The organism is Mycobacterium sp. ACS4054 (genome assembly GCF_001667275.1).
In the GTDB taxonomy this organism is placed as follows: domain Bacteria; phylum Actinomycetota; class Actinomycetes; order Mycobacteriales; family Mycobacteriaceae; genus Mycobacterium.
The window spans coordinates 25,281-38,848 of record NZ_LZHV01000029.1 but is presented as its reverse complement, the minus strand read 5'-3'; the positions used below and the strand labels follow the sequence as shown (position 1 = coordinate 38,848).

The following is a 13,568-nucleotide window of genomic DNA, read 5'->3' as shown; positions in this document are numbered from 1 at the left end:
GTTTGTCCCATGAGCGACTACGCCGCAGAGGCGGTGGACAGGCTGCCGTTCTCCACCGAGGAGAAAGCCCAGCGCTACCGGACCGAGAACTACCGCGGGGCCGTCGGTCTCAACTGGTACCTCACCGACCCCACCCTGCAATTCACCATGGCGTACTACCTGCAGCCCGAGGAACTCGCGGTCGTGGAGCCGCATCTGGTGCGCATGGGCGAGCTGATGGGCGGCCCGGTCGCGCGATGGGCGGAAGAAACCGACCACAACCCGCCGCGGCTGGAGCGCTACGACCGGTGGGGACACGACGTCAGCCAGGTCGTCATGCCGGCGTCCTTCACCCAGTCCAAGCGCGCGGTCCTGGACGCCCAGCAGGCCCTGCGCGACGACGCGCGCGCCGCCAAGGTGAGCTCGGGCCTGAGCCTGTTCGCGTCCAACTATCTGCTCAACCAGGCGGACATCGGGATGGGGTGCGCGCTGGGCACCGGCGGCGGCATGGTCTCCTCGCTGGTGGCCGCCTACGCGCCGCCCGACGTGCGGGAACACGTGCTGGCCAAGTTCGCCTCGGGCGAGTGGGCGGGCGAGACCGCGCAGCTGCTGACCGAGCGCACCGGCGGCTCGGACTTGGGCGCGCTGGAGACGACCGCCAGGCGCGCCGGCGACGCGTGGATCCTGAACGGCTTCAAGTGGTTTGCGTCCAACTGTGCCGGCGAGGCGTTCGTCGTGCTGGCCAAGCCGGAGGGCGCCCCCGACTCGACGCGCGGCGTGGCCAATTTCCTGGTGTTGCGCACCCGCCGCGACGGGTCGCGCAACGGGGTGCGGGTGCGCCGCCTGAAGGACAAGCTCGGCACCCGCTCGGTGGCCTCCGGCGAGGTGGAATTCGTTGACGCCGAGGCGTTTCTGCTGTCCGGCGAGCCCACCGGTGAGGCGGGCCCGTCCGACGGCAAGGGGCTGGGCCGCATGATGGAGCTGACCAACGCCGCGCGCCTGGGCATCGCGCTGTTCGGCCTCGGCAACGCGCGCCGAGCCCTGGTGGAGTCGCTGTGTTACACCCGGCGGCGGCACGCGTTCGGCGACGCGCTGATCGACAAGCCGCTGATGCGGCGCAAGCTCGCCGAGCTGATCGTCGACGTCGAGGCCGCGCAGGCCCTGGTTTTCGACGGCACCGGGGCCGCCAACCATCGCCAGCCCCGCGGCATGCGGCAGCGCATCGCGGTGCCGGTCACCAAGCTGAAAGTGTGCCGGCTCGGAATCACCGCGGCGTCCGACGCCATCGAAATCCACGGCGGCAACGGCTATATCGAGACCTGGCCGGTGGCCCGGCTGCTGCGCGACGCGCAGGTGAACACCATCTGGGAGGGGCCCGACAACATCCTGTGCCTGGACGTGCGGCGCGGCATCGAGCAGACCCGCGCGCACGAGGCCCTGCTGGCGCGGCTGCGCGACGCGGTGTCGGTCTCCGACGACGACGACACCACCCGGCTGGTCGCCGGGCGCATCGAGGACCTGGACGCGGCGATCACGGCGTGGTCCAAACTGGACCGCGACATGGCCGAGGCGCGGCTGTTCCCATTGGCGCAATTCATGGGCGACGTGTACGCGGGGGCGCTGCTCACCGAGCAGGCCGCCTGGGAGCGCGCCGCCCGCGGCGGGGAGCGCAAGGCGCTGGTGGCCCGCCTCTACGCGCAGCGCTACCTCGCCGACCGCGGTGCGCTGCGCGGCATCGACGCCGACTCCGACGAGGCGCTGGAGCGCTTCGACGAACTCGTCGCCGGCGCGCTGCAGCTGTAAGGGGATTCGGCGCTGCCGTCTCTGCGAACGACGAAGCGCTTCAGACCATCGCGCTGCCATCCCAGAACAGGGGCAGACCGGTCCAGGTGCGAGTGTCGATGAAGTGCAGCATTGTTCGCGATGCCTGCGTGAGTTCGTGGTCGCCGCCTAGCAACCGCGTGCAGTCGTCGATCAGCCGCCGGGTCCGCTGGCCGGCCGCCTCGAATTCGTGTCCCTCCCAGAACAGCCAGGCCACAAAATAACGCCACAGCAGGGTCTCGTAGGCGTCATTGCCCGCGGTTCGGGCACTTCGGGACAGCGCTTTCTTTGCTGCCACAACGTTTTCCATCAACTCGGCGCGCTCGGAACGCTGGTCGTCGGCATCCTCGGTCACCTTGTCGACCGTGTCCTCGTCGAGGTCTCCGGTGTCCAGCCAGCCCCGGCCCGGGGGCTGCTCGATGTCGCGCTCTTCGGATTCCATGTCGACGTACAAATGGAAGGCAAGATCGCGCATTTCGTCGAGATCCTCCTCCCACTCGGCGCGCGCAGCCGAACGTTGTTCGCGCACAGCGACACTCAGCGGATGCTCGTCGCCAAGGCTGCGGGCCATGTCCTCGGCCAGTGGTTCCCAATCGGAGATGCGGTCCACTTCGGTGCCCGCCGTTTTCGGCGCCAAAAGCGCAAGAACGTAACGCGCCCGCAGGGTGATTTCGTTGTCGTGGCCGAGCGCGTTTTCGGTGGCCGTTATCAGTTTGTTGAGGCTCTCGAGAACGAAAGTGGTGGCGCCTGTGGCGTCCGCGAGCCACCCCAGCCGCGCCAGTTCGGCGGCCAGAGTCTCAGGATGACGCTCTCCCAGGAGCTGGCGGCGGTACATGACTACAGGCACCGCGTCCGAGCTGGCGCCGAAAGGGTCGCCGAGATCGTAACGGGCTTGCGCCACCATGTAGGCCGCCGACAGCGTCACCTCGTTCTCGACACCGAACGCGCGAGTCTCGGCGCCGCACAACTGCACCCAGCGGACCAGCCTGGTCCCGGCATCCTCATCGGGATACTCGACGTAGGCGACGACATGGCGTGCACGGAGCGTGTCGGGGTGCTCGGCGCCCAGCACACGCACCATGGTCGGAACCAGTTCGCGCAGTTGGTCGACCGCACCGATGTCGCCGAGAAGGAAGCGCCACCGCGCCACCGCGCCGGCCGCCACGAGCGTGTCCGGGTGTTCCGGTCCGAGTGCGTCGCGGCGCATGTCGAGGCCTGCGCCGGCATCGCGGACCGCACCTAGAGTTTCGCCGGCGCTTTGGCGAGCATTGGCCAGCGCCAGCAGCGCAGCCGCAGTCGATTCGTGTTGCGGCCCCAGCGCGGCATGCACCGATTGCCAGTTCTCAACAGCCGCCGTGACCGGATCAACCGCCTCCTGGTTTTCCGACATGCAGATCCCCTTGTCTGGCAGGCCGGTTCAACCTGACGCCGCTAAACCGGGATCAGCCCGTGCTTGCGGGCCGTGCGGAACCACAACTGCTTGTCCCGCAACAGCTTCAGCGACTTGCGCAGCAACAGCCGCGTCTCGTGCGGGTCGATGACCGCGTCGATGAAGCCGCGTTCGGCGGCGGTCCACGGGATGGCCATGTTGAGGTTGTAGCCCTCGATGAAGTCCTTCTTGATCTGCTGCGCCTCGGGCGTCGTCGGGTCGGGGAACCGCTTCATCAGCAGCTGCGCGGCCCCCTCGGCGCCGATCACCGCGATGCGCGCGGTGGGCCAGGCGAAGTTGAAGTCGGCGGTCAGCTGCCGGGACCCCATCACGGCGTACGCGCCGCCGTAGGACTTGCGCACGGTGATCGTCACCTTCGGCACGTCGGCCTCGACGACGGAGTAGAGGAAGCGCCCGCCGCGCTTGATGATTCCGCGCTTCTCCTCCTCGGCGCCAGGCAGGAAGCCCGGGGTGTCCACCACGAAGACCAGCGGGATGTTGAACGAGTCGCAGAACCGGATGAACCGCGCCGCCTTGTCGGAGGCCTCGTTGTCGATCGCCCCCGACATGTGCATGGGCTGGTTGGCGATCACCCCCACGGGGTGCCCGTCGACGCGCGCGTACCCGGTGATGATGGCCGGCCCGTGCTGCGCGGCGACGTCGAGGAAGTCGCCGTCGTCGAAGATGCGCAGCAGGATCTCGTGCATGTCGTAGGCCGCGTTGTCGGAGTCCGGCACGATCGCGTCGAGCTCCAGGTCGGTCGGGGTGATCTCCGGCTCCAGGCCGGGGTTGACGATCGGCGGCTTGCCGAAGGTGCTCGACGGCAGGAACGAGAGGAAGTCGCGCACGTACTGGAACGCCTCGGCCTCGGAGTCCACCACCTGGTGGATGTTGCCGTAACGGGCCTGCGCGTCGGAGCCACCCAGCTCGTCGAGGGTGACCTCCTCGCCGGTGACCTCGCGGATCACGTCGGGCCCGGTGACGAAGAAGTAGCCCTGGTCTCGCACCGAGACGAGCAGGTCGTCCTGGATGGGCGAATACACCGCTCCCCCGGCGCATTTGCCGAAGATGAGGGAGATCTGCGGCACCAGCCCGGACAGCGCCTCGTGCCGGCGACCCAACTCGGCGTACCACGCCAGCGACGTGACCGCGTCCTGGATCCGGGCCCCGCCGGAGTCCTGGATGCCGATGATCGGGCAGGCGACCATCGCGCACCACTCCATCAGCCGGGCGACCTTGCGGCCGAACATCTCGCCGACCGTGCCCTGGAAGACGGTCTGATCGTGGGAGAACACCCCGACCGGCCGGCCGTCGATCATGGCGTGCCCGGTGACGCACCCGTCGCCGTAGAGCGCGTTCGGGTCGTTCGGCGTCTTGGCCAGCGCCCCGACTTCCATGAAGGTGCCCGGGTCGACCAGCGCGTGGATGCGGGCGCGGGCGCTGGGGATGCCCTTCTTTTCGCGCTTGGCCGCGGCCTTCTCGCCGCCGGGTTCCATGGCCCGTTCCAGACGAACGTGTAGCTCGGCCAGCTTTTCGGCTGTCGTGTGAGCGCGAGAAGGCTCCGCACCGGTCACTACTTGCCCACCTCACTCGTCCGGCGGCGCCCCGCCTCGATGTTGTCCAACGCCTCGGTCAGGTGTGCACCCACCTTGGCGATGATCGGCTCGTCGATGGCCTGGATGTGCTCGCCACCGATCGGCACGACCTCGAGGTCGGCCACGTACTCGCCCCAGCCGCCGTCCGGCTGGCGGATGGCGTACCGAGGCTCGAACTCGATGACGTCGTCATGGTAGCGATCGGCCATGTAGAGCGTGACGTGGCCGTCGTACGGCTCGATCTGGACCGTCTCGAGCGCCCGGTTGTCCAGGTACGAGGTGCGCTGGTGCTCGATGATCCCGCCGGGCACCTGCACGCCGCTCTGCTGGACGATCTCCAACACGAACTTGACCTGGCCCTCGTCGTCAAGCTCCTCGAGATGCTCGTACGGGATCGCGGGGATCTCGACATTGAAGGTGCGCTCGGCGAACCGCGCGTAGCGGTCCCAACGCGCGCGGGTCTCCTCCTTGGTCTGCGGGATCTCCTCGCCCGCCCGCACGGTGTCGATCATGCCGACGAACGCCACGTTCGCGCCCATCCGCTTGAGCCCGATCGCGCAGGCGTAGGCCAAGGCGCCACCGAGCGACCAGCCGACCAGGACGAACGGCTTGTCCCCGTTCATCTCCAGCAGCTTGGGAACGTACTGGGCGGCCCGCTCCTGGACGCTGCCTTCCACCCGCTCCAGGCCGTACATCGGGGTATCCGCCGGCAGCCGGTTGAGCAGCGGCTCGTACACCACGGTCGAACCGCCGGCCGGGTGGAACACGAACACCGGTATCTGCGAATCGTTTTGCGGCGCCCGGATGGTGCGGACGAAGCCGTCGATCACGCCGGCCTCCAGGTAGTCCCGCACCTTCTCGGCCAGCGCCTCGATGGTCTCCGATGCCAGCACGTCCTCGGCGGTGATCGTCCCCTCGGCGCGCTCGGAGAGGCGCTGGGCCATCTTGGCGGCCTGCTCGTCGTTGAGCTTGGGCAGCGGGTTGAAGATGCCGCCCGGCGACTTGCCGGTGACGATCGCCCACGTCGCAAAGGTGACCCGCTCGGCGGCGTCGCGCGGCGGCACGTCCGAGTTGAGCGCCTTGGCGACCGCCTCCTGGTTGAGCGCTTGGGCGGCGCCGGCCAGGTTGGGCTGCTTGCCGTTGGGCGTCGGGCCCGACGGGTCCGTCGGCGGCGGCGGGATCGGCACGTCCGACGCCGGGGGCGGCGCGGGCTGCGTTTCGGGCTCCGCCTGCGGGTCCGGCGCGGGCGCCGCCAGCGAGGCCGGCGAGGCGCCGCTCAACACCTGCGCCTGCGCCTTGGCGATGTCCTCGGCGCTGTGCGTCTGCTGGTACTCGTGCAGCTGGTCGACCTCGTCACGGTGTTCGACCGCGTACTCGATCAGCTTCTCCACGTTGTAGAGGTTCGCGTCGCGCACCGCCGTCAGCTGGATCGGCGGCAGGTCGAAGTCGTACTCGACGCGGTTCTTGATGCGCACCGCCATCAGCGAGTCCAGACCCAGCTCGATCAGCGGCACCTCCCACGGCAGGTCCTCGGGCTCGTAACCCATGGCCGCGCCGACGATGGTGCCGAGGCGGTCCGCGATGGTCTCCCCGGAGTCCGGCGACCACTTGCCCATGCTCGCCGAGAAGTACCGGTTGGTCAGGCTGTCGGTCAGGGTCTCCGCGTCGGCCTCATCGCCGGACGCCTCCGGCTCGGCCACCGCCCCGTTGGTCGGCGCCGCGATGACCGCGCCCGCGCCGACGGCCGCCGGCAGGGCAACGCCTTCCTGCCCGGACCGCGCCACCAGCGCGTCGTAGACCAGCGTGAAGGACTCATCGATGCGCGCGTGCACCTGGACCGATGCGCCGCCGGGGTGGCGGGTCAGCGTCGTCACCAGCCGGGCGCCCTCGCCCGGCACCGCACGCTGCTCGGCGGCGGCCAGCTGAGCGTCCGGAAGGACCGCTGCCGCAGCGGTTCTCACCAACGTCGCCAGGTCGGTCGCGCCGCGCGGCTTGTACTCCCACACGTGCCGGCCATCCGGCAGCGCGACGTGGTTGCCGGGCATCATCACCGACGCGTCGCCGGAGAAGTGGGCGTCGAGCCAGTGTTCCTTGCGCTTGAAGCGGGTGGGTGGGATGTTCGCGTAATCGGCCGGTCCGGTGGCTCGGCTGAACAGCGTCCAGATGTCGAGGTCGTGGCCGTGCACGTAGAGCTGGGCCATGGCCGAGATCATCGACTCGACGTCGTCCTGCTTTTTGGCGAGCGTCGGAATCAATTGGGCGTCATGAAGACCCGCGGCCGCGGTGGTCAGGCCGATCTGCATCAGCGCCACCGGGTTGGGCGCGAGCTCTAAGAAGGTGGTGTGGCCGCTGTCGACGGCGTTGCGAACACCGTGGGTGAAGTAAACCGAGTGACGCATTCCCTTGACCCAGTACGCCACATCGTGGATCGGCTCGCCCCCGGGCTTGATGTAGCTTCCCTCGTGCACGGTCGAGAAGATTCCGACGCTCGGGCTCATCGGCTCGATGCCCTGCAGCTCGGCGGAGAATTCGCCGAGCAGCGGGTCCATCTGCGAGGTGTGCCCGGCGCCCTTGGTCTGCAGCTTGCGGGCGAAGCGGCCCTCGGCCTCGCAGCGGGCGACGATCGCGTCGATCTGCTCGGGCGGGCCGCCGATGACGGTCTGACTGGGCGCGGCGTAGACGCACACCTCCAGGCCGGGGAAGTCGCCGAACACGGTCTTCAGCTCGTCGGCGGAGTACTCGACGAGCGCCATCAGCCGGATGTACTCGCCGAACAGCATCGCCTCGCCCTCGCCCATCAGGTGTGAACGCGAGGCGATGACGCGCGCCGCGTCCGCCAGGGACAGGCCGCCGGAGAAGTAGGCCGACGCGGGCTCGCCGAGCGATTGACCAATCACCGCAGCGGGTTTGGCGCCGTGGTGCTTGAGCAGTTCACCCAGCGCAATCTGGATCGCGAAGATCACGACGTTGGAAGTCTCGATGCCGTATTCGTGCGAGTCGTCGAGGATCAGTTCGAGCACCGAGTAGCCGCGCTCGTCCTGAATCAGCGCGTCGACCTTCTCGATCCACTCGGCGAAGACCTCGTTGCGCAGGTACAGGTTCTTGCCCATCTTGCGGTGCTGCGCACCGAATCCGGCCATCGCCCACACCGGGCCGTTGGTCACCGGGCCGTCGACGCTGAACACGCCCGGCCGCTGCTTGCCCTCGGCGACCGCGCGCAGGCCCTTGATGGCCTCCTCGTGGTCGTGGGCCAGCACCACCGCGCGCGAACGGCCGTGGTTGCGGCGCGACAGCGCCCGCCCGATGGACTCCAGCGAGGAGGCCTGACCTTCGGGGCTTTCCATCCAGTCGGCCAGCTCGGCGGCGGCGGCCTTCTTGCGCGAGGTCAAAAAGGCCGACACGGCGAGCGGGATCAGCGGCTTGGTCGGCTCCTCGGCCTCCCGGGCCGCGAGCTCTTCCAGTGCAATCTCTTTGAGCCGCAACGCCTCATCGGTGACGCCCGGCAGCTCGTACTCTTCCTCCTCGGGCGCCTCGGCGTCGGGGATGATGTTGCCGAAGTCGTCGAACCGCAGCGCGTGGCCCTCCATGGTGGGAACCACACCCGTTTCCGAGGCAGCCTCGGCGGCGGTCTTCACCTCCGGTTCGGGCTCCGGTTCGCGCTCGATGACGTCGCGGGGCAGCACCTCGCGCACCACCAGGTGCGCGTTGGCCCCACCGAACCCGAAGCTGGACACCCCGGCCAGCGCGTAGCCGCCGTAGCGCGGCCAATCGGTCGCGGTGTCAACGACTTTCAGGCGCATCCCGTCGAAGTCGATGTACGGGCTGGGGCCGGCGAAGTTGATCGACGGCGGCAGCTTGTCGTGCTGCAGCGCCAGCACCACCTTGGCCAGGCTCGCGGCGCCCGCGGCCGACTCCAGGTGGCCCACATTGGTTTTCACCGCACCCAGCAGCGCCGGGCGGTCGGCCGGACGTCCGCGGCCGACGACGCGGCCCAGTGCCTCGGCCTCGATCGGGTCGCCCAGGACGGTCCCGGTGCCGTGCGCCTCGATGTAGTCGACGGTGCGCGGGTCGATGCCGGCGTCCTTGTAGGCCCGGCGCAGCACGTCGGCCTGCGCGTCCTGGTTGGGCGCGATCAGGCCGTTGGACCGGCCGTCGTGGTTGACCGCGCTGCCGGCGATCACGGCGAGGATCTGGTCGCCGTCGCGGCGGGCGTCGTCCACCCGCTTGAGCACCAGCATGCCGCCACCCTCGGAGCGGGTGTAGCCGTCGGCATCCGAGGAGAACGACTTGATCCGGCCGTCGGGCGACAGCACCTGGCCGATCTCGTCGAAACCGAGCGTCACCACCGGGGTGACCAACGCGTTGACGCCACCGGCGACGGCCACGTCGCACTCGCCGTTGCGCAGCGCCTGCACCGCCTGATGGGCGGCCACCAGCGAGCTCGAGCAGGCGGTGTCGACGGCGACCGACGGGCCGCGGAAGTCGTAGAAGTAGGACACCCGATTGGCGATGATCGACGTCGCCGTGCCGGTGATCGCGTACGGGTGCGCGACGGTCGGGTCGGACACCGCCAGGAAGCTGTAGTCGTTGTTGGAGACGCCGACGTACACGCCGACCGATCCGCCGCGCAGGCTCGACGCCGGAATGCGGGCGTGCTCGAGCGCCTCCCAGGTCAGCTCGAGCGCCATCCGCTGCTGCGGGTCGATGTTGTCGGCCTCGGTCTTGGCAACCGCGAAGAACTCGGAGTCGAAGCCCTTGATGTCCTTCAGGTAGCCGCCGCGGGTGCGGGCGTTGGCCAGCCGCTCGGCCAGCCGCGGCTCCTCGAGGAACTCCGACCAGCGGCCCTCGGGCAGGTCGGTGATGGCGTCGCGACCCTCCATCAGCGCTTGCCACGTCTCCTCGGGGGAGTTCATGTCGCCAGGCAGCCGGGTGGACAGGCCAACGATCGCGATGTCGACGCGCTCGGCCGGGCCGTTGCGCGTCCAGTCGGCGACGTCGTCAGCGCTGGTGTCGATCTCGGGCTCGCCCTCGATGATGCGGGTGGCCAGCGACTCGATGGTCGGGTGCTGGAAGGCCACCGCGACCGACAGGGTGACGCCGGTCATGTCTTCGATGTCGGCGGCCATCGCCACGGCGTCGCGGGACGACAGGCCGAGCTCGACCATCGGCACCGACTCGTCGATGTCGTCCGGCGACTTCCCGACGGCCTTGCCCACCCAGTTGCGCAGCCACTCGCGCATCTCGGGGACCGTTAATTTGCGCCGCTCCTCCTCATCGCTCCGCTCTGCATCGTCGCCGGCGCGCATCTCGGTCTTCTTGGCGGGCAGATTCTCCTGCTGGTCCTGGGGATCGTCTAATTCAGCCATGGTTCCTGGGTTCAGTCGTTAGCGCCGGCGAAGGCCGTCGGCGATCCGACGCCGCTACGCAGGCTGCCGTCGAGGTAGGCGGCGCGGCACGCGCGGCGCCCGATCTTGCCGCTGGAGGTACGCGGGATCGTTCCCGCCTGCACCAGCAGCAGGTCGCGGATGGTCACCCCGTGGCGGACGGCGATCGCCGCCCGGATCTCGTCCGCGATCGGCTGGTAGTCCAGCTTGTGCGTGCCGGGAGCGCGCTCGGCCACGATCACCAGCTGCTCGGAGCTGTCCTCGGGGTCGTACTTGAGGCCGGTGTGTGGGTTGTCGAACACCACCTGCGGCAGCTGGTTGGCCGGGACCGAGAACGCGGCCACGTAGCCGGTGCGCAGGGCTCGGCTGGCTTCCTGCGCCGAGTACTCGAGATCCTGCGGGTAGTGGTTGCGGCCGTCGATGATGACGAGGTCCTTGATCCGGCCCGCGATGTAGAGGTGGCCCTTGTGGTAGGTGCCGTAGTCGCCGGTGCGCACCCACATGCCGTCGTCCGGGGCGCCCTCGGCGTGCGACTGGCTGATGCGCGACTTGAGCAGGTTGCGGAACGTCTCGGTGGTCTCGTCTTCCCTGCCCCAGTAGCCGGTGCCCATGTTGTTGCCGTGCAGCCAGATCTCGCCGATCTGCCCGTCGGGAAGCTCGCTGGCGGTGTCGGGGTCGACGATGACGGCCCACTCGTCGACGCCGATGATGCCGGCGGAAACCTGCGCGACGGCCGTCGGCGAATCGGGGGCGACCTCGACGAAGCGCTGCTTGTTCAGCTCGTCGCGGTCGACGTGGATGACCGTGGGCGCCTCGTCCATGGGCGTGGTGGACACGAACAGCGTGGCCTCGGCCAGGCCGTAGGACGGCTTGATCGCGGTCTCGCGCAGGCCGTACGGCTTGAACGCCTCGTAGAACTTGCGCATCGACGCCGGGGACACCGGCTCGCTGCCGTTGAGGATCGCCTTGACGTTGCTCAGGTCCAGCGGCGGCTCGCCGTCCTTGGGCACGCCCCGCACCGCGGCGTGCTCGAACGCGAAGTTCGGGGCGACGGTGACGACCTCGCAGTTCGGGGCGTCGTCGGGCTTGCGCGCCATCTCCCGAATCCAGCGTCCGGGCCGGCGCACGAACGCGGCCGGGGTCATGAACGTGAAGTTGTAGCCGAGCACCGGCGACAGCAGCGCCGTGATCAGGCCCATGTCGTGGAAGAACGGCAGCCAGGACAGGCCGCGGTCTCCTTCCTTGCCCTCGAGGCCGTTGAGCACCTGCAGCACGTTGGTGGGCAGGTTCAGATGGGTGATCTGCACGCCGGTCGGGGTACGGGTGGAGCCGGAGGTGTACTGCAGGTAGGCGATGGTGTTCTCGTCGGCCTCGGGCTCGACCCAGGTGGACGCCACCTCGTCGGGCACCGCGTCGACGGCGATCACGCGGGGGCGTTCCTTGGCCGAGCGCGCGCGGATGAATTTGCGGACGCCTTCCGCGGCCTCGGTGGTGGTCAGGATGGTCGACGGCGTGCAGTCGTCGAGCACCGCGTGCAGCCGGCCCACGTGGCCCGGCTCGTTCGGGTCGAACAGCGGCACCGCGATCCGGCCGGCGTACAGCGCGCCGAAGAAGGCGATGAGGTAGTCCAGGTTCTGCGGGCACAGGATGGCGATGCGGTCGCCCGGCTGGGTGACCTGCTGCAGCCGGGCGCCCACCGCCCTGTTGCGGGCGCTGAAGTCGCGCCACACGATGTCGCGGTACACCCCATCGCGCTCGGTGGAGTAGTCGATGAAACGGTAGGACAGCTTGTCGCCGCGAACCCTCGCCCATTTCTCAACGTGCTTGACCAGGTTGGTGTTGTCCGGGAACCTGATCTTTCCATTCACGATGAACGGGTTGTGGTACGGCATTCCGCTCTCCTGTCACGCCTGTTTAAGTCGGCGCCACGCCGACTTTCGTCCTATGGTCGGCGACGCCGACGGTTTCCCATCTCGACCGCGGGCCAGTCCTCGCGCGGCGCCACGGGCGCCGGCCTCCTGCTCATCCCAGGCCGGCTTCAACCAGGACCGGGTCCGCGACAAAGTCTCTAGCTCTTAAATTCCTCTTAATGTTAAGGGGCGGCCCGCAGCACACCAAATCACAAGGTACCGCTGATCGGCACCCGCAACGGGCTCCAAACCGCTGTGTCCCGCGGCCGGTCATCCATGTTTGGGGTGCGGCGCGTTGGTGATCAGTCCTTGCACCCAGTTCAACGTCCAATCCGTCGCGGGCTGCCCGTCCAGGTTCCAGAACTGCGTCGTCGCGTACAACGCGTGGATGGGCTGGCCGGCCCCGCCGGCCAGGGTGTTGAGCGTGTTGGGCAGGTTGGCCACGCTGAACGCCTCGTCGGGGGCGGCGCAGATCAGGTCGCCCGGCGCGCAGATCTCGTTGGTCTTGTCGTTGAGCGCGCCGAATCCGCCGGGCCGCGGCCCGGTCATGGTCAGGCCCAGCCCGGACAGCACCGGCACCTCGTGCAGGGTGACCTCGGCGCCCTGACCCGGCGGGTTGGGCCCGATGTCCTTGCCCACGTCGGGCTGGCGGCGGCCGTCCGCGATCAACGTCACACCCAGAACCAGGTCGTCGTCGACCGGCCCTCGGCCGTTGCCGATATCGCTGGCGATGTCACCGGCGATCACCGCGCCCTGGGAGAAGCCCATCAGCACGTAGCTCGTCAGCGGGCACTTGGCGTTCATGTCCGTCATCGCCTGGACCGTCGCGCGGGTGCCCTCGGCGCGGCTTTCGTTGTACGACATCTGGGTGTCACCGCTGAGCGGGTTGTGGAACTGCGCGGTGTAAGGGGTGGTGTACTCCTGCACCCGCGACGCGGGGAACTGCTGCGTGATCGACGCGGTCACCTTGTGCAGCAATGCGTTAGGGAATTGCATCGGGTTGAGCGGATCGTCCTGCGGGGCGGATTCCCAGGTGCCGGGGACGTTGACCAACTGGACATCCGGGCACGACGCGTCCTGCGAGGCTGGCCGCGGCTTGTGCGGATGGGTGGTCGTGGACGGCGACGGAAGGACGCCGGGCGGCACCGCGCTGGGCGGCGATTCGCGGCCACGCAGCATGACGACCACGAGCACGATGACCAACAACACCACGCCCGCCATCGCCAGGGCGGCGGTCCAGGCGAGGGCTCGGTGGCGCTTGCGCCGGGCGTCGGTAGCCATGTTCTCCTGCTAGCAGAGTCGGTGGATCGCAGCGAAACGGTCCTCCGACCCCCGCCGCACCCTCTACACGGTACCGGCTCGCGGGAGTGGGTCAGCCGGGCAGCGACCGCTACCGAATGGGCGTCGACCGGCTACCGAAATGGCGCCGACCCGCGGCGCCCGGTCCCCC

The 13,568-nt window shown here is 69.0% G+C and carries 6 protein-coding genes; 1 reads left to right on the top strand and 5 read right to left on the bottom strand.

The features are described from left to right. The first annotated feature begins 9 nt into the window (after window positions 1-9). Complete coding sequence (locus A5730_RS05640) at window positions 10-1,782, top strand: acyl-CoA dehydrogenase family protein (RefSeq protein ID WP_067896793.1); 1,773 nt, start codon at window positions 10-12, stop codon at window positions 1,780-1,782. A gap of 40 nt (window positions 1,783-1,822) precedes the next feature. Here the strand turns inward: A5730_RS05640 and A5730_RS05635 are convergent, their stop codons facing one another. From A5730_RS05635 to A5730_RS05615, 5 genes are all read right to left on the bottom strand, one after another. Beyond that, window positions 1,823-3,190: a tetratricopeptide repeat protein gene (locus A5730_RS05635; protein ID WP_067896790.1), complete on the bottom strand. Its 1,368-nt coding sequence runs from the start codon at window positions 3,188-3,190 to the stop codon at window positions 1,823-1,825. 41 nt (window positions 3,191-3,231) lie between these two features. Continuing rightward, the gene (locus tag A5730_RS05630; RefSeq protein ID WP_231994636.1) at window positions 3,232-4,725 is read right to left on the bottom strand and encodes an acyl-CoA carboxylase subunit beta; all 1,494 of its coding nucleotides are present in this window, start codon (window positions 4,723-4,725) and stop codon (window positions 3,232-3,234) included. A 77-nt stretch (window positions 4,726-4,802) separates the two neighbouring features. Next, on the bottom strand, window positions 4,803-10,130 hold the full coding sequence (gene pks13, locus A5730_RS05625; protein ID WP_067896872.1) for a polyketide synthase Pks13: 5,328 nt from the start codon (window positions 10,128-10,130) through the stop codon (window positions 4,803-4,805). Window positions 10,131-10,201: 71 nt separating this feature from the next. Continuing rightward, on the bottom strand, window positions 10,202-12,100 hold the full coding sequence (gene fadD32, locus A5730_RS05620) for a long-chain-fatty-acid--AMP ligase FadD32 (protein WP_067896784.1): 1,899 nt from the start codon (window positions 12,098-12,100) through the stop codon (window positions 10,202-10,204). A 288-nt stretch (window positions 12,101-12,388) separates the two neighbouring features. Continuing rightward, window positions 12,389-13,399: a cutinase family protein gene (locus A5730_RS05615; RefSeq protein WP_067896782.1), complete on the bottom strand. Its 1,011-nt coding sequence runs from the start codon at window positions 13,397-13,399 to the stop codon at window positions 12,389-12,391. Between the last annotated feature and the right edge of the window lie 169 nt (window positions 13,400-13,568).